Source organism: Stenotrophomonas sp. C-A, assembly GCF_054030835.1.
Genome location: NZ_CM132916.1, coordinates 4,680,641 through 4,702,500 on the forward strand (window position 1 = coordinate 4,680,641; position 21,860 = coordinate 4,702,500).

14 protein-coding genes and 2 rRNA genes (1 of these 16 cut by a window edge) are annotated in these 21,860 nt (G+C 66.3%); 6 read left to right on the top strand and 10 right to left on the bottom strand.

The genetic code is table 11. The annotated features are described in order from the left end of the window. Positions 1-50: 50 nt before the first annotated feature. From ACW5IY_RS21695 to glyQ, 4 genes are all read right to left on the bottom strand, one after another. Entirely contained in the window at positions 51-3,911 is a 3,861-nt protein-coding gene (locus tag ACW5IY_RS21695) for a translocation/assembly module TamB domain-containing protein (protein WP_049436044.1), read from the bottom strand. After that, complete coding sequence (locus tag ACW5IY_RS21700; protein ID WP_100049911.1) at positions 3,908-5,704, bottom strand: autotransporter assembly complex protein TamA; 1,797 nt, start codon at positions 5,702-5,704, stop codon at positions 3,908-3,910. The genes ACW5IY_RS21695 and ACW5IY_RS21700 overlap by 4 nt, the downstream gene beginning before the upstream one ends. A 196-nt stretch (positions 5,705-5,900) precedes the next feature. Continuing rightward, on the bottom strand, positions 5,901-8,075 hold the full coding sequence (gene glyS / locus ACW5IY_RS21705; RefSeq protein ID WP_049436046.1) for a glycine--tRNA ligase subunit beta: 2,175 nt from the start codon (positions 8,073-8,075) through the stop codon (positions 5,901-5,903). Between the two features lie 77 nt (positions 8,076-8,152). Continuing rightward, positions 8,153-9,064: a glycine--tRNA ligase subunit alpha gene (gene glyQ, locus ACW5IY_RS21710; protein WP_049436048.1), complete on the bottom strand. Its 912-nt coding sequence runs from the start codon at positions 9,062-9,064 to the stop codon at positions 8,153-8,155. A gap of 83 nt (positions 9,065-9,147) precedes the next feature. On the opposite strand from glyQ, the gene ACW5IY_RS21715 reads away from it, so the two are divergent. Genes ACW5IY_RS21715 through ACW5IY_RS21725 form a run of 3 tightly spaced genes read left to right on the top strand, consistent with a single transcriptional unit; the run spans position 9,148 to position 12,663 of the window. Beyond that, positions 9,148-10,983 carry a GspE/PulE family protein gene (locus ACW5IY_RS21715; RefSeq protein ID WP_049413208.1) on the top strand — a complete coding sequence of 612 codons (1,836 nt, stop codon included), beginning with the start codon at positions 9,148-9,150 and terminating at the stop codon, positions 10,981-10,983. Further along, complete coding sequence (locus ACW5IY_RS21720; RefSeq protein ID WP_049436050.1) at positions 10,955-11,701, top strand: glutamine amidotransferase; 747 nt, start codon at positions 10,955-10,957, stop codon at positions 11,699-11,701. Before ACW5IY_RS21715 ends, ACW5IY_RS21720 begins: the two co-directional genes overlap by 29 nt. A gap of 50 nt (positions 11,702-11,751) precedes the next feature. Beyond that, complete coding sequence (locus tag ACW5IY_RS21725; RefSeq protein WP_049436052.1) at positions 11,752-12,663, top strand: BPSS1780 family membrane protein; 912 nt, start codon at positions 11,752-11,754, stop codon at positions 12,661-12,663. A 77-nt stretch (positions 12,664-12,740) separates the two neighbouring features. Here the strand turns inward: ACW5IY_RS21725 and tatC are convergent, their stop codons facing one another. The 4 genes from tatC to ACW5IY_RS21745 all read right to left on the bottom strand — a co-directional run bounded on the left by tatC (position 12,741) and on the right by ACW5IY_RS21745 (position 15,160). After that, the gene (tatC, locus tag ACW5IY_RS21730) at positions 12,741-13,490 is read right to left on the bottom strand and encodes a twin-arginine translocase subunit TatC (protein WP_049436054.1); all 750 of its coding nucleotides are present in this window, start codon (positions 13,488-13,490) and stop codon (positions 12,741-12,743) included. After that, entirely contained in the window at positions 13,487-13,948 is a 462-nt protein-coding gene (gene tatB, locus ACW5IY_RS21735) for a Sec-independent protein translocase protein TatB (protein ID WP_049436055.1), read from the bottom strand. Before tatB ends, tatC begins: the two co-directional genes overlap by 4 nt. A gap of 15 nt (positions 13,949-13,963) precedes the next feature. Then, the gene (gene tatA / locus ACW5IY_RS21740; protein WP_005420453.1) at positions 13,964-14,191 is read right to left on the bottom strand and encodes a Sec-independent protein translocase subunit TatA; all 228 of its coding nucleotides are present in this window, start codon (positions 14,189-14,191) and stop codon (positions 13,964-13,966) included. A gap of 75 nt (positions 14,192-14,266) precedes the next feature. Beyond that, entirely contained in the window at positions 14,267-15,160 is an 894-nt protein-coding gene (locus ACW5IY_RS21745; RefSeq protein WP_010482416.1) for a lipid-binding SYLF domain-containing protein, read from the bottom strand. A 165-nt stretch (positions 15,161-15,325) separates the two neighbouring features. On the opposite strand from ACW5IY_RS21745, the gene hemH reads away from it, so the two are divergent. The 3 genes from hemH to ACW5IY_RS21760 all read left to right on the top strand — a co-directional run bounded on the left by hemH (position 15,326) and on the right by ACW5IY_RS21760 (position 19,535). Further along, positions 15,326-16,288 (top strand): ferrochelatase, encoded by a 963-nt coding sequence (gene hemH, locus ACW5IY_RS21750; protein WP_049436056.1) that lies wholly within the window; start codon positions 15,326-15,328, stop codon positions 16,286-16,288. After that, entirely contained in the window at positions 16,285-17,139 is an 855-nt protein-coding gene (locus tag ACW5IY_RS21755) for an alpha/beta fold hydrolase (RefSeq protein ID WP_049436057.1), read from the top strand. The genes hemH and ACW5IY_RS21755 overlap by 4 nt, the downstream gene beginning before the upstream one ends. A gap of 290 nt (positions 17,140-17,429) precedes the next feature. Next, positions 17,430-19,535: a methyl-accepting chemotaxis protein gene (locus ACW5IY_RS21760; protein ID WP_049436058.1), complete on the top strand. Its 2,106-nt coding sequence runs from the start codon at positions 17,430-17,432 to the stop codon at positions 19,533-19,535. 407 nt (positions 19,536-19,942) lie between these two features. Here the strand turns inward: ACW5IY_RS21760 and rrf are convergent. Together rrf and ACW5IY_RS21770 are read right to left on the bottom strand one after the other, a co-directional pair. Beyond that, a 5S ribosomal RNA gene (gene rrf / locus ACW5IY_RS21765) occupies positions 19,943-20,057 on the bottom strand. A 125-nt stretch (positions 20,058-20,182) separates the two neighbouring features. Continuing rightward, positions 20,183-21,860, bottom strand: a 23S ribosomal RNA gene (locus tag ACW5IY_RS21770); it runs 1,200 nt beyond the window's last position.

The following is a 21,860-nucleotide window of genomic DNA, read 5'->3' on the forward strand; positions in this document are numbered from 1 at the left end:
GAAGCCGGGGGTCGGACCCTTTCAACGAAAGGGCACCGCCCCCGACCCGGTCATTTCTCCCGCCGCCAGTTGATCGACCCACGGTTTTCCACCGTGCTCGATTCCACTTCCACGTCGAACCCGCGACGCAGCAGGTACTTCAGCGTGATCACCGAACCGGCACCGACCAGCGACACGCCGTAGCCGACGTACAGCTTGGGCGAGATGTACTTGCCGACGCCGATCACCGAGCCACCCAGCGCGCGCGACTGGCTCACGCCGGCATCGTCCAGGCCCAGCTTGGCGCCCAGCTGCGAGGCCAGCAGACCGCTGCCGGCCGACAGTGCCGCCGAAGCCGCGTTGACCTGCTGGGTCTGGTCGCTGCTGGCACCGGTCAGGCTGCGGCCGAGCACCAGGTAGGCCAGCGCTTCGGACTGCGACATCGCCGGCTCGGACCACACATCCGCACGCGGCTGCTGCGCACGCCCGGTCACGTCGATGCCGGCGGTGACATCACCGATCCGGCGCTCGGCACGGATGTTGATGCGCGGGTCCGACACCGCGTTGTAGTTCCAGGTGAGGTTGCCACGGGTGATGGTCAGGTCCTGCCCATACGCCTTGTAGCGGCCACTGACTTCCAGCCCGCCATTGGCGGTCATTTCGCGGCCAGGCTTGGCCCAGACCTGCATCTTGCCGGTCAGCGCACCCTTCAGGCCGAAGCCGGTCATCTTCACCTTGTCGCCAAGGCTGACGGTCAGGTCCATGTCCAGCGGCGAGGTGCGCGACTCCTCCGGATCGGCCGGGTCCAGCACCACCACGTCCTCGGACACCGAGGTGCCACGGTCCAGGCGTTCGAGATCGATGTCGGCCTCGGGCACGTGCACGGTGCCACGCAGCTCCATCGCCGCCTTGGCCAGGGTGAAGTCCAGATCGGGGTTGGCGACGATGCGCAGTTCGCTGGTGTTGGACACCAGCACGTTCTCGCCGTGGATCTTCAGCTGCAGCGGCTGCGCATCGCCGAACCAGGACAGGCCACCATCGACGTAAAGCGTGCCCTTGCCCGAGTTGGCCTGCGCGGTGATCTTGGCCGAGCCATCGGGCTGGGCGACGAAGCTGCCCTTGCCCTGGTCGAAGGTCAGGCCCAGCGCCGGGAATTCGCCCTTGAAGTTGGTCAGCTGCGCGTCACCGCCCAGCGAGGGCTGGCCGCGCGTGCCACGCAGGCTCACGTGGCCTTCGATCAGGCCGGTGGGACGCACGATGTCCGGCGAGAAGAGCTCCAGCCAATACAGCCGCGACATGTTGAGATAGAGCTCGCCGTTCAACGGCGCGCTGGCTTCCCATCCGGTCTGCATCTTCGCATCGACGAAGCCGTTGCCCTGGAAGCCCATGCCCAGGTAGCCCTTGATGCTGGCCGGGGTCATGTCCAGCTTCAGCGAGAACTGGTCATAGCGCACCAGCTCGCCACGGGTGGTATCGCCCACGGTGTTGCGGTTCTCGCCCAGGCGCACGCCGCCTTCCTTCGAGCGTACTTCGACGTGGCCTTCCCAGGCCGTGCCGCGCGGGCGGATCTGCGCGTCCAGGCTGACATCGCCACGCAGGTAGATGCGACGGCCGGACTGCGGTGGCAACCACGGCTGCACCAGCGCCAGCGGCAGCGCGTCACTGCGCACCACCAGGCCCTCGCGCGGCCAGTTGGCCTGTGCGCACAGTGTGCCGCTGCTGGTCGCGCCCAGGCAGGCCTCGCCCAAGGTGTAGGTGCTGCCGTTGATCGCGAACGCCGCCGGTGCACGCAGCGACCAGGCATCGCCCTTCACCGGTGCGATGCGCAGCGCGGCCAGCTCGCCACGCCACTGCGCGCCCTGCTGGCGGACGCTGCCCTGCAGCTCGATCGCGCCCATCTCGTTGCGGGTCTGCGCCGCCAGGCGCAGGTTGGAGACACTGCCCTGCGCATCCACGTTCAAGCGTTCCAGCAGCATGCCGACGTTGACCTGCTGGCCCTGGATCGCCAGCGTGCCGCTGTCGCCGCGCCAAGGCAGATGGCCCTTGATGCTCACGCTCTCGGCACCGTAGCCGTCCCAGTTGAGGTTGTTGCCGACCAGATCGGCGGTGATGTCCGGCGCATCGCGCGGGCCCTTCACCTGTACCTGGCCACGCAGGCCGCCGTCGGCGCCCGGCAGCAGATCGCTCAGCTGCAGTGGCTCGAAGCGTGCATCGATGTCGAGGCGATCACCGACCTTGCCCGACGCGGTCACCCGGCTGCTGCCCAGCGACAGCTTCAGGTCACCCTGGCCCTGCGCGCCCTGCAGCGCGAACTTGCCCTGTGCGTCGAGGTTGCGCTGGCGCAGCACGCCCTTCAACGACGGCAGATCGACCGTGGCTTCCAGCGTGCCGGCGGTACCCGGCGGTGCGTTTGCCGGCGGCGGCAGCTGGCGGCCCTTGGAGGCCAGGTTGCCGGACAGGCGGCCATTCCAGCCCGGCACGAAATAGCCGGGGTCGAAATCCTTCAGCGTGGCCTTGGCATCCCAGTCCAGCTGCGGTGCCCACGCCACCTGGCCTTCCACCTGCAGCTGGCCACCCGGGGTCTGCGCCTGCAGTTGATGGATCGACGCGGCCTGATCGTTGCCGCGCACATCGAAGTGCAACTGTGCCTTCTGCGCGTCACGCTCGACCTCGGCGCGGCCGATCGCCGCCCAGGCCTTCAGGGTACCGGCCAGGCCGAAGCGTGCTTCCTTCAGGGTGACCGGCACTGGTGCGCTGCCGGCGGTGTTCGGATCGGGCGCCGGTACGTAGGTCAGATCATGGGCGACCACCGAGAAGTTGAGCTTCTGCTGGTCTTCCTGGCTGAAATCGGCGGTACCTTCCAGTCGCGCCTCACCGCCAAGCCCCTTCACCAGCAGCGGTGAAACCTTCAGCACCTGATCCTTCAGCGACACCACCGACGGTGCCAGTTCCAGTTCCTGATCGCCCTGCTTCACCTTGCCACGCAGGTTGGCGTTGCCGCCCTTGCCGGCAGCGGTGAAGTCCAGTGCCAGTGGTGCGATCGCCGAACTGGCCAGTGCCGGCGACAGCAGCGCCAGATCCAGCTCGTCGCTGCGGATGCTGGCGCTCCAGCTCGGATCGGTGCGGCCATCGAACACCAGCATCGCGTGCAGCGGCTTCGGCGCGCGCCCGGCTACGGCCACTTCCATGTGCGACAGGTCGCCACGGGCGACCAGGCCGACGGTGGCGGCCGTGCGGCCACGCGGCGCCGGCAGCACGGCAGTGACGGTCACGTCGGTGTCGTAGTCCTTGGCCGGAATGTAACGGCCCTGGGCAGTGAAATTGCCCATGTCGCTGTCCACCACCAGTTTGTGCGCCTGGAACTCGCCATTGGCGATCTCGATGCCGCCACGCACGCGGCTGATGTCGATCACCGGCTCGTTGGCCTGGCTGATGCGGAAGCCATCGATGGCGATGGCATCGGCCTGGATCGCCAACGGCATCTCGATCTGCGGCAGCGAATCCGGCCACGACGGCAGCTTGAACGGCTCGTCACTCTTGGCCAGGTTCAGCGTCGCGTTGGTCAGCTCCAGCTTGTCCAGCAGCAGCTTGCGGCCCAGCAGCGGGCGCAGGTCCGGCTCCAGGTGCGCACGCTCGGCGTGGAAATGGATGTCGTCATAGCGGAAGTCGACGTTGTACAGGGTCAGCGGGCCGGCCACCGGGCCGTCCACCTTGTCCCAGGTGAAGCTGGCGCCCACCGGCAGGCGCGCCACCACCTGTGCCAGCAGCACATCGCGGCCGGCCACGGTCTGCAGCAGCCAGTAGACCGCCAGCAGGGCCAGCAGCACCAGGCCCAGCACGCCCACACCCGACCAGGCCCAGAAGCGGCGGCGGCGGTAGAAGCGCACGCGCGGCGGCGTGGTCGGGTTCGGAGTGGGTGCGGGCGTACTCACAGGTCCGCTCCGATGTTGAGGTACAGCTGGAACTGCGAATCGGGGTTGTTCAAGCCATGCGCGATATCCACGCGCACCGGGCCCACCGGCGATTTCCAGCGCACGCCGAAGCCGACGCCGGTGTGCAGATCAATGGTGTTGTCGAAGGCGCTGCCGGTATCGACGAACACCGCCGCACCCCAGGGGCCACCATTGAAGTAGTGCTCGTACTCGGCCGAGCCGATCACCAGGTTCTTGGCACCCAGCGCGTATTTGTCCGGTGCAGGGGTCCGCGGGCCCACCTCGCGGTAGGCATAGCCGCGGATGCTGCGGTCACCACCGGCGAAGTAGCGCAGGCTCGGCGGCATCGCCACCAGATCGCTGGTCCAGGTGGTGCCACCCTCGCCGCGCAGGATCAGGCGGTTGCTTTCGCCCACCGGGATGTACCAGCGCAGCACGGCGTTGGCCTGCACGAAGCTGGTGTCCGAGCCGGCACCTTCAACGCCGGCACGCATGGTCGCGGTACCGCTGATGCCCTTGCGCGGGAACAGTTCGTCATCGACGTTGACGTAGTCAGCGACCAGCTGCGGGTAGACCAACGTCGAGGTGTTGTAGACCGCGTCGGTGAATTCGGTGCCGGAGGCATAGCGCCAGCGCTCGCGCAGCGCGTTGATCGAGGCGATCGCGGTCCAGTGTTCGTTGATCTCGCCGCTGCGGCTGGCAATCAGCTTGAAGTTGCGCAGGTCGATGTAGTCGGTCTGCTCGTCATAAGCACTGGCAGCGAAGGTGTACCAGCCATCAAGCCAGTTGAAGGCCGGAATGCGGTAGCTGGTGACCAGGCTCTTGCGCTTCTGCGCATAGTCCAGCTGCGTGTTCATCTTGTGGCCGCGGTTGTTCAGGAACCGCCGCTCGATGCCGCCGCGCACACCCGGACCACTCTCGCTGCCGTAGCTCAGACCCGCGGTATAGATGGTGCGCTTGGCACGGGTCAGCTTCACATCCACCGGCACTTCGCCGTTCGCATCGGCCTGGTCGGGCCGCGGCTGGATGTCGATCACGCTGAAATAATCCAGCTTGGTCAGCGACTCGCGCAGCCGGTCCAGCTTGCCCTCGTGGAAGTAGCTGCCCTGTTCCCAGTACACCAGCGGGTCGAACAGCTTGTCGACGAAGTAGTCCTGCTCGAAACGCACCGGGCCCATGTTGTAGCGCCGGCCGCTGTCCCAGGTCAGGTCGATGTCGGCGGCGTTGTCGGCACGGGTGATCTGCACCTGGCGCTGGGTGTAGTCGGCATCGAAATAACCACGCTCGGCCAGGCGACGGGTGATGGTGATCTTGCTGGCTTCGTACTGCGTGTGCTCGAAACGCTGGCCCTTGCGCGGCTTGAACGCGGCCAGGTCGTCCTGCAGGTACTGGTCGTACATCGCCGGTCCGGTGATGTCGATGTGCTCGCGGCGGACGGTCACCGGGGTGCCCTTGTCGACACGGATCAGCACGCGCACGTGCTCGTCCTCGCGCGGCGCCTCGACCTTGATCACCGGGTTGTAGTACCCGAACGGTTCCAGTGCCTGGCGGGTCTGCCGCTCGGCCTGCGACAGCAGGTACTCCAGGCGCGATTCGCCCTGTTCCTTGCCGATCGTGTCGTACAGCGACAGCGATTCCTGGATGTTCTCGATGATTGCGGCGTCGTCGCCCTTGTCCAATCCCTTGATGTCCACCTTGTCGATGGTGCCGCGCGCGTGGACCACAGAGGTGGCGGCCAGCGACAGGACCATCAGCGGCAGGGCGTATTTCTTTGGCTGCATGCGGCACAGCATACCGACCGAAGGTGACGATGCGAAATGCATCACGTCATTGGGGATCGGTTGTTAAGTGGCGGTCAAAATACGCGCCTTTGTGGCGATCGTCGTGATCGCAGCCGAGGATGCCGGCATCGTGCGCGATGCCGGCAATGACCCCGATGGACATCCACCGGCACTACCGGTGGGTGCCAAGCTTGCTTGGCACCGCATCTCAGCTCGACAGATGCTCGATCGCTGCCACCTTGCCCAGGCGCTCGCCCAGCATCGTCAGCAGCGCCAGGCGGTTGCCACGCAGCGCCGGATCCTCGGCATTGACCATCACGCCATCGAAGAAGGCATCGACCTGCGGGCGCAGGCGCGCCAAGCGCGCCAGCACGGCCACGTAATCCTTCTGGTGCAGGCTGGCGCCGGTGTCATCAATGGCCGCAGTGACCGCTTCAGCCAGTGCGCGCTCGGCGTCTTCCTGCAGCAGCGCCGGGTCGATCTGGGCCGGGATGTCGCCCTCGGCCTTGCGCAGGATGTTGCGGATGCGCTTGTTGGCCGCAGCCAGCGCCTCGGCTTCCGGCAACGCGGCGAAGGTGCCGATCGCATCCAGGCGGCGGTCAAAGTCATACAGCGAGGCGGGCTTCAGCTCGGCCACGGCGTTGAAGTGCGTGGCCGGCACGCCCTTATCAGTGTAGTAGCCCTTCAGGCGGTCGAGGATGAAGTCGTACAGCTCCCGTCCAACGCCTTCTACATCAACGTTCAGAAACTCAACTTTGGCAGATTTCGTATCGATTCCCGATGCATCCAGCCGCTTCATCTTCTGGACCGTGCTTTCAACAGCGCGCGCCTCGCCCTGACGATGGACGGATTCGAGAGCTTCTGCAAGCAGGGCCTTGAGGTCCAGCTCGAAGCCGCTTTCGATGATCGTGCGGGCCAGGCCCAGCGCGTTGCGGCGCAGGGCGAACGGGTCCTTGTTACCGGTCGGCTTCAGGCCTGCGGCGAAACCACCGGCCAGGGTGTCCACGCGTTCAGCAATCGCCAGCACCTTGCCCAGCGGCGACAGCGCGATGTCGTCACCGCCGAAGCGCGGCTGGTAGGCCTCGTCGATGGCCAGCGCCACCTCGGCCGATTCACCGCCGGCCACGGCGTAGTGGCGGCCGGCGATGCCCTGCAGTTCCGGGAATTCGTTGACCATGCGCGACTGCAGGTCGTTCTTGGCCAGCTGCGCGGCGCGCTTGGCCTGCGCGGCGTCGGCACCGACCTGCGGCGCGATCACTTCGGCCAGAGCGGCCACGCGCGCCACCTTGTCGGCCACGCTGCCCAGCTTGGCCTGGTAGGTCACCGTCTTCAGGCCGTCGCCCATCGATACCAGGCCCTGCTTCAGGTCCTCGTCGAAGAAGAACTTGGCATCGGCGAAACGCGGACGGATCACGCGCTCGTAGCCCTTGGCCACTTCGGCCACGTCCTTCGATTCGATGTTGGCGATGCCGATGAACTTCTCGGTCAGCGTGCCGCTGTCATCCAGCACCGGGAAGAACTTCTGGTTGATCTCCATCGTCTCGATCAGCGCTTCCTGCGGCACCGCCAGGAACGCGCGCTCGAAGCTGCACAGCACCGCCGACGGCCACTCGACCAGGTTCACCACCTGCTCCAGGTTGTCGTCGGTGATGCGGGCGCTGCCACCGGCCTTGGCCGCAGCGGCCTCGCCCTCGGCGACGATGCGCGCACGGCGCTCGCTCGGATCGACCAGCACGAACGCAGCGCGCAGGGCTTCAACGTAGTCCTGCGGCTGCGCCAGCGACACGGTCTGGTCGTGGTGGAAGCGGTGGCCACGGCTGACGCGGCCGGCCTGCAGGCCGAACAGTTCGGCCTCGACCACGTTGGCGCCGTGCAGCAGTACCAGCCAGTGCGCCGGGCGCGCGAAGCCCCAGGCGTGGTCGCCCCAGCGCATCGGCTTGGGAATCGGCATTGCCGCGATTGCCTCGCGCAGAATCTCCGGCAGCAGGCTGGCAGTGCTCGCGCCCGGGGTCACAGCGCGGTGCACGAAGCGCTCACCCTTGTTGTCGGTGGTCTTCTCCAGCGCGGTCCAGTCGATCCCGGCCTTGGCGGCGAAGCCCTGCAGGGCCTTGGTCGGCTGGCCTTCGGCGTCCAGCGCGATGTTCAGGTATGGGCCCAGCACTTCGCTGTGCTGCTCCGGCTGTTCCAGGCCGACGCCCGGCAGCAGCACGGCCAGTCGGCGCGGCGTCGACAGCGGGCGGGCATCGCCCAGTTCCAGCGCGACGCCGCGCTTGCGCAGGCCTTCGACAACACCGTCGAAGAACGCCTGGGCCAGGCCCGGCAGCGCCTTGACCGGCAACTCCTCGGTGCCCAGTTCGATCAGCAGGGGGGACAATTGGCTCATCGGTTCGATCCTGTGGTGGGGGCGCAGCGCGCGACGCGTCCGGCGCCCCGGAAGTTGAGAGAGGGAGGGAGCGGCCGTCAGGCCTTCTTCGCGCCCGGGAAGCCCAGCTTCTCGCGCTGCTCGTAGTACGCCTTGGCCACCGCCTGGGCCAGCGCGCGCACGCGCAGGATGTAGCGCTGGCGCTCGGTCACGCTGATCGCGCGGCGCGCATCCAGCAGGTTGAAGGTGTGGCTGGCCTTCATGACCTGTTCGTAGGCCGGCAGCGGCAGGTTCACTTCCACCAGCTTCTGCGCTTCACGCTCGCAGGCGTCGAAACGGCGGAACAGTTCTTCCACGTCGGCGTATTCGAAGTTGTAGGTGCTCTGTTCCACCTCGTTCTGGTGGTAGACGTCACCGTAGGTCACCGGCTGGCCGTCCGGGCCGTAGGTCCAGACCAGGTCGTAGACGTTGTCGCAGTTCTGCAGGTACATGCACAGGCGCTCGAGACCGTAGGTGATCTCGCCCAGCACCGGGCGGCATTCCAGGCCACCGGCCTGCTGGAAGTAGGTGAACTGGGTCACTTCCATGCCATTGAGCCAGACTTCCCAGCCCAGGCCCCAGGCGCCCAGGGTCGGCGATTCCCAGTTGTCCTCGACAAAGCGCAGGTCGTGCACCAGCGGATCGATGCCCAGCGCCTTCAGCGAATCCAGGTACAGCTGCTGGATGTTGTCCGGCGCCGGCTTCATCGCCACCTGGTACTGGTAGTAGCGCTGCAGGCGGTTCGGGTTCTCGCCGTAGCGGCCGTCGGTCGGGCGGCGCGACGGCTGCACGTAGGCCGCGTTCCAGCTTTCCGGCCCGATCGCACGCAGGAAGGTGGCCGGGTGGAAGGTACCGGCGCCCACCTCCAGGTCGAGCGGCTGGATGAGCACGCAGCCCTGCTGGGCCCAGAACTGGTTCAGGGTCTGGATCAGGCCCTGGAAGGTGATCGGAACGGTCGGGGTCGCGGACATGCGTACGAGTCTTGGCCGGCAAGGGGGTGCGCTAGTATAACGGCCGACCTGCGGGGCATTCCGTACCCGGGAGGAGCAGGCAGATGGAACATCGGCTGCCGGCAGGCACGCCCGGCGAGGCGGGCGGCGTCCCGCTGCCCTGGGGACGGCTGCATTTCGAGCAGATTGCCGCGGCCCTGGTCGCCGATGACCTGGTGGCCGAGCAGGACCGCGAGCGCATGCGGTTTTCCGCGCAGGGCGCACGCAACGCCAGTGAAGTGCATCCGCTGGTGCTGCTGTCCAACCTCAAGCTGGCCGCCACCGGCGGCGGCGAACTGACCCTGGAGCGCCTCACCGAGTGGCTGGCCCGGCGTACCGGCAGCCGCTACCTGCGCATCGACCCGACCCGGGTCGACGTCGCTGCGGTGACCGCGCTGGTCTCCCACGCCTACGCGCGCCGCCACCGTTTCCTGCCGCTGGCGGTGGATGCCGAGCGCGTGCTGGTGGCCACCAGCGAGCCACTGGTGCAGGAATGGCGCCGCGACCTGCAGCACCTGACCCGCCGCCGCATCGAACTGGCGGTGGTCAACCCGCTGGACCTGCACCGCTACACCATGGAGTTCTACGGGGTGACCCGCTCGGTGCGCGGCGCCCGTGGCGACGTGCGCGGCGAGGCCAACACCACCCTGCCCAGCTTCGAGCAGCTGGTGGAGCTGGGCCGCACCGGCGACGTCAATGCCGACGACCAGCACATCGTGCACATCGTCGACTGGCTGCTGCAGTACGCCTACGAACAGCGCGCCTCGGACATCCACCTGGAGCCACGCCGCGAGATGGGGCGCATGCGCTTCCGCATCGACGGCGTGCTGCACAAGGTGTTCGAGGTACCGCCGGCAGTGATGACCGCCGTGGTCAGCCGCATCAAGGTGCTCGGCCGCATGGACCTGGCCGAGCGCCGGCGCCCGCAGGACGGCCGCATCAAGACCCGCTCGCCGGGCGGCCGCGAGGTCGAGATGCGCCTGTCGACCATGCCCACCGCCTTCGGCGAGAAATGCGTGATGCGCATCTTCGACCCCGATGCCGCCTTCAAGAGCATCGACCAGCTCGGTTTCAGCCCGCAGGAGGCCGCCGGCTGGAATGCGCTGGTCGAGCGCCCGCACGGCATCGTGCTGGTGACCGGCCCGACCGGCTCGGGCAAGACCACCACCCTGTATTCCACGCTGAAGCGGCTGGCGACGCCGGACGTGAACGTCTGCACAGTAGAGGACCCGATCGAGATGATCGCGCCCGAATTCAACCAGATGCAGGTGCAAACCAACATCGATCTGGACTTCGCCAGCGGCGTGCGCACCCTGCTGCGGCAGGACCCGGACATCATCATGATCGGCGAGATCCGCGACCTGGAAACGGCGCAGATGGCGGTGCAGGCCTCGCTGACCGGCCATCTGGTGCTGTCCACCCTGCATACCAACGACGCGCCCTCGGCGGTCACCCGCCTGCTCGACCTGGGCGTGCCGCACTACCTGCTGGCCAGCACCCTCAACGGCATCCTCGCCCAGCGCCTGGTGCGCACGCTGTGCCCGCACTGCAAGCAGCCGCACAGCCTCGGCGCCGCCGATTGGGCGGTGCTGGCTGATAGCCATGCTGCATATCCAGATGCCGCCACGCCCTGTCGGCCGGTCGGTTGCCTGGAGTGCCGGCGCACCGGATTCCTTGGCCGCATCGGGCTGTATGAGTTGCTGCCATTGGGCTCGCGGCTGCGCGGGCAGATCCGTGCCGACATGGATCTGGCCGGTTTCAGCCGTGCCGCACGCGCTGAAGGGCTGCGAACCCTGCGCCAGGCCGGGCTTGAAAAGGTGGCGCAGGGGCTGACTACAATCGAGGAAGTCCTGTCAGTCCTGCCGCCCCCGGATGAACCCAGCCCCGTTCCTGATCCTTGAAACCGGCCGCCCGGTACCGTCGCTGCGCCGCTACGGGCGCTTTCCGCACTGGATCCGGGTCGCCGCCGGGCTGGAAGAACACGAAACGGTGGTGGTCGATGTCGAACACGGTGGCGCCCTGCCCGACCCACATGCGTTCGCCGGCGTGCTGGTGACCGGCTCGGCCGCCTTCGTCACCGACCACGCCGAATGGAGTGAGCGCAGCGCCGCATGGCTGCGCCAGACCGCCCACGACGACCTGCCGGTGTTCGGCATCTGCTACGGCCACCAGCTGCTGGCGCATGCGCTGGGTGGCGAGGTGGCCTACAACCCGGCCGGGCGGGAATCGGGCACGATCGAGCTGGAACTGCAGCCGCAGGCGGCGCAGGACCCGCTGTTCCAGGGCCTGCCGCAGCATTTCGCCGCTCATGCCACCCACCTGCAGACCGTGCTGCGCGCGCCCGACGGCGCCGAAGTGCTGGCAGTTTCACCGCTGGACGGCTGCCATGCCTTCCGCTGGGGCCGCCAGGCCTGGGGCGTGCAGTTCCATCCGGAATTCGCCACCCACCACATGCGCGGCTACGTGCGCGCCCGCGCCGACTGCATCGGTCGCCACGGCGGCTGCGCCCGCAGCATCGAGCGTGCGGTCAGCGCCGCGCCGCTGGCGCGCCAGCTGTTGCGCCGCTTCGTCCGCCAGGCGCGGCTGTCTTCAGCCCAGCCGGCGGCAAAACAGGGATAATCGGCGGCACGGGCAGCCGCCCGGCCCCCTCCTGTCCTTCCCGGATGTCCATGAAAGAGATTCGCAAGCTGCCGGCTTCGGCGGGCGCCCAGTGGTTGCTGGATACGTTCTCGCTGTACCGGCGCGCGCCGCTGCAGCTGGCCCGGATCGGCCTGACCTGGCTGCTGGTGAGCTGGGTGGTGACCTTGCTGTCGACGCTGATTCCCGGCGCCGCCGGCATGGCCGTACAGCTGATGACCCTGGCCATCTCGCCGATCATGTTCGGCGGCATGCTGTATGCCGTGGGCGAGATCGACGAAGGCCGCCCGGGCCTGGCCTCGCACCTGCTGCAGCCGATCCGCGACCACCGCGTCAGCCACCTGCTGGTGCCGCTGGCGATCCAGGTGCTGGCGGTACTGCTGCTGGGCGCGCTGCTGTTCATGATGATCGGCCGCGAGGGCTTCACCGCCTTCAGCGAGGTCATGACCAAGATGGAAGAGATCAGCCGCAGTGGCCAGCAGATCAAGCCGGACGAAGCAGCGGCGCTGGTCGCCAACCTGCCGGCCAAGCGCATCGCGCTGTGGATGCTGCTGGTGTTCCTGAGCGCGGTGGCGCTGTCGCTGGCGATGTTCACCCAGCCGGCGCTGGTGGTGTTCGACAAGCAGAGCGGCATGCATGCGCTGCGCCTGAGTCTGCAGGGCTGCATCGAGAACATCGGCGCGATGTTCGTGTTCGCCGCACTCGGCCTGATCGCCGCGTTCTGCATGTACATCCTGTTCGTGATCGTGATCCAGATCGCGATGCTGATCGGTGGCCCGCTGGCCGCGGCCTTCATCGCCCAGCTGGTGCTGACCACGGTGCTGATGCCGCTGTATGTCGGCGCGGTCTACGCCGCGTGGAAGCAGATGTTCGTGCACCGCGGCAGCCGCGCCGCCCCGCCGATTCCGACCACCCCGACCTCGAGCGACGTGTTCCACGCCTGACTAAAAAGGGGACGGAGGGGATTAAGTCGTTAGCCGCACAGTGGCACAAACGACTTAATCCCCTCCGTCCCCTTTTTTCAGGCAGCGGGTTTCTTCACTGCCGACGACGGCACCAGCCAGCGTGCGGCGTGGATGCCCAGTTCGTACAGCAGGCACATCGGGATCGCCAGCATCAGCTGCGACACCACGTCCGGCGGGGTCAGCACCGCCGCCACCACGAAGATGCCGACGATCGCGTAACCGCGGCCTTCCTTGAACTGCTGCGGCGTCACCCAGCCCAGCAGCACCAGGATCACCATCGCCACCGGCAGTTCGAAGCTGCCGCCGAAAGCGAAGAAGATCGCCAGCACGAAGTCCAGGTAGGCGTTCGCATCCGGGGTGATCGCGATCACGTCCGGGCTGAAGGTGGTGAGGAAGTGGAATACCGCCGGCAGCACCAGGAAGTAGGCGAAGGCACAGCCGGCGTAGAACAGCAGCACCGACGACACCAGCAGCGGCACCGCCAGGCGCTTCTCACGCGCATACAGGCCCGGGGCAACGAACGCCCACAGCTGGTACAGCAGCCAAGGCACCGCCACGAACAGGGCCACGAAGAAGGTCAGCTTCAACGGTGCGAAGAAGGCACCGGCCGGGTTGGTGGCAATCATCGTCTGCCCGTTGGGCAGCTGCGAGACCAGCGGTTCGGCCAGTGCGTTGTACAGCTTCTGGGTAAACGGCAGCAGCGCCAGCAGCACCACGCCCAGGCCCAGCAATGCGCGCACCAGGCGGCCGCGCAGTTCCACCAGATGCTCGACCAGCGAGCTTTCGCCGAAATCGTGTTCACTCATGGCTGGCGCTCCGGGCTGCTCTGCGGCGGCGGCGCACCGGCTTCAGGGCGTGTCGCCGGCGTCGGCTCGGGAGCACCGCTCTCCTGTGCCGGCGCATCGGCATCGGGCGCAGCGCTCATATGCGGCGGCAGATCCGCAGGCGCCGGTGCGCGAACCTCCTGCGCCAGCGTATCGCCCTGCTGCTGGGCCTCCTGCGCTTCGCGACGGATCGCTTCACCGCTGGCGCGCAGCTGGTTCTCGGTGTCCTGCATGCCCTGGCGCACGTCCTGCATCTGCCGCTTGATGTCCTCGGCCTGCAGCTCGCGTTCCAGTTCCTGTTTCACCGAATCCCACTGATTGCGGGCGCGACGCACCCACAGGCCGGCGAAGCGGGCCGCCTTGGGCAGGCGCTCGGGACCGAGCACCACCAGGGCGACCACTGCAATCACCAGCAGTTCGCTGAAGCCGATATCGAACACCGCAACCGCTCCGGATCAGCGAGCGTTACGGTCGTGCTCGTCCTGCGCAGTGCGCGAGGCGTCCTGGCTGCGCGACTCATCGCCCAGCTGCGCGTTCGGCTTGTCCTCGTCGCGCATGCCCTTCTTGAATTCCTTGACCGCCGAACCGAGATCCTTGGCGCCGCTGGTCAGGCGCTTGGTGCCGAACACCAGCAGGACGATGGCCAGCACGACCAACCAATGCCAGATGCTGAAACTGCCCATAAAGACGCTCGTTACGTTAGTGATCAGGCTGTCGAGCATAGCGCACCGGGTGTTAGCCGGCGCGCGTGACGAAAGTCAGTTTCCGCCCAGCGTTTCCGTGCGGATTTCGCCGTCGTTGACCGGCTGGAAGCCCTGCTGCTGCGGCGGCGGGTTCTGCGGCACGTTCTGCAGCGGCGCGGTGGTGGCTTCGGCTGGGGCGGCCGGCGCTGCCTGAACAGGCGCCGGAGCAACCGCCGGGGCCGCTGCCGGACGCGGGGCGCTGCCGCCGTTGCCGCTGCGGTTGTTGCGCGCAGCGTAGGTGGCCTCTTCCAGGCGATCGCGGAAAGCGACCACATCCATCGACGGCGAACCGGCGGCGCGGCCTTCGAAGATCATGCGCGGCGTGGTGTTGCTGCCGTATGCATCCAGGTTGGCGGCATCATCGATCTGCAGCACCGCACCATCCAGGGCGACACCGGCGAACAGGCCGCGGGCGCGCGACCAGGACCAGATCTCGGCCTTCAGCTGGCCATCGGTGGCAGCGGCGGCATTGCGGCCGACCGGGCCGGCGGCGACACCGGCATCGGCGCCCAGCGTGAACTTGCCGTTGACCAGGTTGTCCAGGCTGCGGTCGTTGCGGAACACCAGCACCACATCGGAGGACTGCACACCGGCCTGGAAGCCGATGCTGCCGCCAGTGAGCTTCACGAACACCGGATTGGACCAGGCACCATTGGGCATGCGCACCGACATCAGGCCGTGGCCACGACGACCGCCAATGACCAGACCGGCCTTGATCGTGTCGGGAATGACGATGACCGCGCGGCCTTCGTCGAGCAATTTGTCCGGAATGCCCTGTTCAGGGATTTCCTGGATTTCAGCCAGCACGCGCACGGCATTGCGCGCACGCTGGTCTTCCTGCGGTCCGGCCATGGCCTGGCTGGACAGCAGGCTGGCGGCGATCAGCAGGGCTTGGATCGGGCGACGCATGGCAGGCTCCAGAAGTCAGTCCATAGGAAGATATAGCAAGTGACTGAAATTAGTAGTGTTGTCATGAATCTCCAATGAGCGTTCCCTGCTCACATTGACGCGCGCTATGCCTGCAATCCGAACCCTGCATCCCGGCACGGCACCGGATCGGCGACAATACCGCTCATGCTCGACGCACCCGATACCGCCGTGCTGGCGGTCAACCTAGGCACGCCCGAGACGCCGACGGCCCCCGCCGTTCGCCGTTACCTGGCTGAATTCCTTTCCGACCCCCGCGTGGTCTCGATCCCGGCGCTGCTGTGGCAGCCGCTGCTGCGTGGATTGATCCTGCCGCTGCGCAGTAGCCGTTCGGCGGCCAAGTACGCGCAGGTCTGGCTGCCCGACGGCTCACCACTGATGGTGCATACGCGCCAGCTGGCGCAGGCCATGCAGGCCCTGCTGCCGACCCTGAAGGTTCGCCATGCGATGCGCTATGGCGAACCCGCCCTGGCCAGCGAGCTCGACCGCCTCGCCGCCGAAGGCGCGCGTCGCATCGTAGTGCTGCCGTTGTACCCGCAGTACTCCACCACCACCACCGCCTCGGTCGAAGACCGCGTCGATGCGTGGCAGCGCCGCAACCCGGGCGTAACCGTCAGCCTGGTGCGCGACTACTCGGTCGATCCGGGCTGGGTCGAGGCCGTGGCCGGCTCGATCCGCCGCTACTGGGAACAGCACGGTCGCGGCCAGAAGCTGATGTTCTCCTTCCATGGCATTCCGCAGCGCCTGGCCGATGCAGGCGATCCGTATCCGCAGCGCTGCGAGGCCAGTGCACAGGCCATCGCCAAGGCACTGGAACTGGGCAGGGACGAGTGGCAGATGGGTTACCAGTCGCGGTTTGGCCGCGAGCGCTGGCTGCAGCCCTATGCCGAACCCAGCCTGTGGGCGCTGGCCGAATCCGGCGTGAAGCAGATCGACGTGGTCTGCCCGGGCTTTGCCACCGATTGCCTGGAAACGCTGGAGGAAGTGGCGCTTGGCTTCACCGAGACGCTGGCCGAGCGCGGCGCGACGATGCGCTACATCCCGTGCCTCAACGCCGATCCGGAACACGCTCGCGCCCTGGCGCGGCTGGCCGTGGCCTCGCTGGCATGAGTCTGCAACCGTTTGAACTGGAGGTCGGTGGCGCGCGCGTCGCCGGCCTGCGCAACCACGGCGACGGCCCGCGCGTGCTCGCCCTGCATGGCTGGCTCGACAACGCGGCCAGCTTCGTGCCGCTGGCGTCGCACCTGTCCTCGCTGCAGCTGGTGGCCATCGACCTGCCCGGTCACGGCCACAGCGCGCATCTGCCGGCCGGTGCCAGCTACACCACAGCCGCCGCGATCTGCCACGTGCTCGATGTCGCTGATGCACTGGGCTGGGACCGCTTCAACCTGCTCGGCCATTCGATGGGCGCCGGCATCGCCAGCCTCACCGCCTCGGTCAGTGATCGGGTCGAACGGCTGGTGGCGATCGAAGCACTCGGCGGCCTGCGCGGCCCGGAAGAAGAAACCGCCAACCGCCTGCGCGAGCACGTAAATGCCACGCGTGGGCTGGCACGCAAGCAGTTGCGCGTGTTCCCCGACCTCGCCGCGCCGATCCGCGCGCGGATGATGACCAACCAGCTCAGCGAACGCTGTGCACGGCTGCTGGTCGAGCGCGGCGTGGAGCCGGTCGAAGGCGGCTACCGCTGGTGCAGCGACCCGCGCCTGATGCTGCCCACTGCGATCCGCCTCAGCGAAGGCCAGATCGACAACCTGCTGCAGGCCATTGCCTGCCCGACGCAGGTGATCTATGCCACGCCGGCACAGTCGTACTATCCCGAGCCAATGCGCAGCGATCGCCTGCAGCACCTGCGCGATGGCCGTCTGGCGGTGTTTCCCGGCAACCATCACCTGCACATGGAAGATCCGGAACAGATCGCAGATGTGATCCTGCACTTCTTCAACAACGACAACGGCGGCTGAGCGCAGGCACCGACGCGCTTCACTCTGCGCGTCTGCGGCCGATACATCAGTTGCGGGCCCCTGCGTCCGCAGCACGCAGGTCCGGTCGGGCCTGCGGCGTGTGTCTGGTTCTGCAAGGAAGTCCGCATGCCCGCTCCATTGCACCGCCACCCACAGGATGTGGTCACGGTGTCCCGTCTCCGCGTCGCTGATCGCGTCGCATTCCCCGAATTCCCGGCTCGCGCCCTGGTCACGCACTCCTGCGTGCGCCGCGGCGTGGCCGTTGTCGTTTGCTGATCCAGGAGTCGCCGATGTCCGTTGCATCCTCCCGTCCCCCCGATACCGGCCGCCTGCCGCATCTGCAGCAGCTCGCCCGCCGCGCTGACCGCCACCTGCTGATCGGCAGCGCGGTACTGGCCCTGGCTGGCCTGGTGCTGGCCCTGCGTGGCCCGCAGCTGCAGGCCGCCGCGTTGGCGTCCGTCGCCGTGCTGCCAGCCGCCTGGTTGGGCGGACTGCAGGCGGGCCGGGCCGTAGCCCGCAATGGCCTGGCGTTGCTGTTGTCGCTGCAGCTGGCCGTGGTGTGCGCGATCGTCAGCCTGTCACCGGCATTGCCGATTGCGCTGTTGCTGGGCGTGCTGCTGGGGCACCGCGATCGCCTTCCGGTGTGGCTGGCCGGTGGCGTCGGTACGCTCGCCCTGCTGGCACCGTTGCAGGGTGATGCCGCGCTATGGCCAACGTTGCTGCAGGCCGGCATGTTCGCGGCCCTGACCCTGTTCCTCGGCCAGGTCGCACTGCGCCTTCGGCAGCAGACCGAGGCCCTTGGTCACGGCCCGCGTCGGCTTGCTGCGCTGGCACGCGATATCGCCACCGGTGCCGATCTTGGCGCGCATGCCGATACCGGCGCCTATGCGCCGGGTTCACTGGCCCACGCCCTGGCCGACACTGCGCGCCACGTGCAGGCCCAGCGTGGACGCGAGGCCGCGTCGCATGCCGAGAACGCGCAGATCCGCCAGGCGCTGGATGCCTCGCGCACCGCGATGATGATCGCCGACAACGACCATGTGATCCGCTACGTGAACCGCTCGGTGGTAGCCCTGCTGCGCAACCAGCAGGCGACGCTGCGACAGGCCTTCCCCGATTTCGACGCCGAACGCCTGGTCGGCAGCAGCATCCATCGTTTCCATGCCAACCCGGACCGTATCCGCGCCATCCTCAACGGCCTGCAGGTCACGCACAACGGCAAGGTGCAGATCGGACCGGTGCACTTCGCCCAGGTGGTCACCCCGGTGTTCGACGCGCAGGGCATGCGCCTGGGCTTCGCCGTGGAGTGGCATGACCGCACCCATGAGCTCGCGCTGGAGAACGCCGTGGCCGGCATCGTTGCAGCGGCAGCGGCCGGTGACCTCGACCAGCGCCTGCAGGCCACTGAAGGTGCCAGCTTCCTCGATGGCCTGACCGGTGGCATCAACCAGCTGCTCGATACACTCGGCAGCACCGTCAACGAAGTGCGGCAGATGCTTTCGGCATTGGCCAACGGTGATCTGGATCGGCGCATGCACGGCGAGTATCACGGCGCTTTCGCTGCGATCCAGCGCGATGCCAATGCCACGGCCGGGCAGTTGGCACGCATGGTCGGTCGCATCCAGGAATGTGCGGCGTCGATCAGTACCGCCGCCAGCGAGATTGCCGCCGGCAACGGCGCATTGTCCGAGCGCAGTGAGCGCCAGGCCGCGCACCTGCAGGAGACTGCAGCATCGATGGAGGAACTCACCGCCACCGTGCGCCAGAACGCCGCCCATGCGCGTGAGGCCAGTGCGTTGGCCGCCTCCACGCAGAGCGCTGCCAGTGACGGCAACACGGCCATGCAGCGGGTGGTCGATACCATGCAAGCCATCGAAGGTGCCTCGAAGCGGATCGGCGACATCACCGGCGTCATCGACGGCATTGCCTTCCAGACCAATATCCTGGCGTTGAACGCAGCGGTGGAGGCAGCACGCGCCGGCGAGCAGGGCCGAGGCTTTGCCGTGGTGGCCAGCGAGGTGCGCGTGCTGGCACAGCGTTCGGCGGCGGCCGCACAGGAGATCAAGAAGCTGATCGACGAAGCGGGCCGGCAGGTGGGCGAAGGTGCCCAACTGGTGGCCGACGCCGGCCAGCGCATGCAGGGCATTGTTGGCGGCGTGGAGGATGTCAGCCACCTGATGCGCGAGATTTCTGCAGCGTCGCAGGAGCAGTCGATCGGTATCGAGCAGATCAACCAGACCGTGGTGCAGATGGATCAGGCCACGCAGCAGAACGCGGCGCTGGTCGAAGAAGCCACCGCTGCCGCACGTGAGCTGCAGTCGCAGGCGGGGACGCTGACTGAGGCGGTCTCGGTGTTCCGCCAGCAGGAAGCACATGAGGAGGCTCTGGTCGCCTGATCCCGTTTTTCAGGTGATCCCGATGAAGACGGCGCCCGCGGGGCGCCGTTTTTTTGCGTGTTGTGCGTGATGGGTCACGCCGGTAGCGGCCCGCCCCGGTTGGCGCCGTGGTTTCTCGCGGAGAGCATCCACGCGCGGCGTGGACCTATTCGGCAAACGATTGCGGCGCGGGCCTGCTGTGGGTAGTTGCCAACCTTGGTTGGCGCCTTGGTTCCTCGCGGAGAGCATCCACGCATGGCGTGGATCTACCGCTGATCCCTCTGCCATCGGTAGTCGCCAACCTTGGTTGGCGCCGCCGCTCGCGGCGGTTCCATCAACGCGTTTGCCGGCCAGCGGACGGTACTACCGGCGTTTCCTGCGCCCAAAGAAAAACCCCGCTGCGTGAGCAGCGGGGTTTTGGGTGTAAACCCTGGCGATGACCTACTCTCGCATGGCTTGAGCCACACTACCATCGGCGCAGCTGCGTTTCACTTCCGAGTTCGGGATGGGATCGGGTGGTTCCACAGCGCTAATTTCACCAGGGAGGCTTTTGGAGAGTCGCACTCGTCCCGGGGGACAAGGCGCCAGCCTCGCATAGTTCTTGTGACGTAGCGTGCACTTGGATGCTCTTACGACGCTGTCGTAAAGCCAAGGCAACTTGAGGTTATATGGTCAAGCCTCTCGGATCATTAGTATCAGTTAGCTCAATACATTGCTGTACTTACACACCTGACCTATCAACCACGTAGTCTACATGGTTCCTTCAGGGGGCTTGTGCCCCGGGAGATCTCATCTTGAGGCGCGCTTCCCGCTTAGATGCTTTCAGCGGTTATCGCTTCCGAACATAGCTACCCGGCAATGCCACTGGCGTGACAACCGGAACACCAGAGGTTCGTCCACTCCGGTCCTCTCGTACTAGGAGCAGCCCCTCTCAAATCTCCAACGCCCATGGCAGATAGGGACCGAACTGTCTCACGACGTTCTGAACCCAGCTCGCGTACCACTTTAAATGGCGAACAGCCATACCCTTGGGACCGACTACAGCCCCAGGATGTGATGAGCCGACATCGAGGTGCCAAACACCGCCGTCGATATGAACTCTTGGGCGGTATCAGCCTGTTATCCCCGGAGTACCTTTTATCCGTTGAGCGATGGCCCTTCCATACAGAACCACCGGATCACTAAGTCCTAGTTTCCTACCTGCTTGATCCGTCGATCTTGCAGTCAAGCACGCTTATGCCTTTGCACACAGTGCGCGATGTCCGACCGCGCTGAGCGTACCTTCGAGCTCCTCCGTTACTCTTTAGGAGGAGACCGCCCCAGTCAAACTACCCACCATACACGGTCCCCGACCCAGATAATGGGCCCAGGTTAGAACGTCAAGCACGACAGGGTGGTATTTCAAGGATGGCTCCACTGCAGCTAGCGCCACAGTTTCATAGCCTCCCACCTATCCTACACAGACGAACTCAACGTTCAGTGTAAAGCTATAGTAAAGGTTCACGGGGTCTTTCCGTCTTGCCACGGGAACGCTGCATCTTCACAGCGATTTCAATTTCACTGAGTCTCGGGTGGAGACAGCGCCGCTGTCGTTACGCCATTCGTGCAGGTCGGAACTTACCCGACAAGGAATTTCGCTACCTTAGGACCGTTATAGTTACGGCCGCCGTTTACTGGGGCTTCGATCAAGAGCTTCGCCTTGCGGCTGACCCCATCAATTAACCTTCCAGCACCGGGCAGGCGTCACACCCTATACGTCCACTTTCGTGTTTGCAGAGTGCTGTGTTTTTGATAAACAGTCGCAGCGGCCTGGTTACTGCGACCCTCTTCAGCTATAGCTCGCACGAGCCACCAAAAAGGGTGCACCTTCTCCCGAAGTTACGGTGCCATGTTGCCTAGTTCCTTCACCCGAGTTCTCTCAAGCGCCTGAGAATTCTCATCCTACCCACCTGTGTCGGTTTACGGTACGGTCTGCGTAAGCTGAAGCTTAGGAGCTTTTCCTGGAAGCGTGGTATCAGTGACTTCGCCATAAAGGCTCGTCTCGGTGCTCGGTCTTAAAGGATCCCGGATTTGCCAAAGATCCAAACCTACCGCCTTTCCCCAGGACAACCAACGCCTGGTACACCTAACCTTCTCCGTCCCTCCATCGCACTTACGCGAGGTGCAGGAATATTAACCTGCTTCCCATCGACTACGACTTTCGTCCTCGCCTTAGGGGCCGACTCACCCTGCGCCGATTAACGTTGCGCAAGGAAACCTTGGGCTTTCGGCGTGCGGGTTTTTCACCCGCATTATCGTTACTCATGTCAGCATTCGCACTTCCGATACCTCCAGCAGACTTCTCAA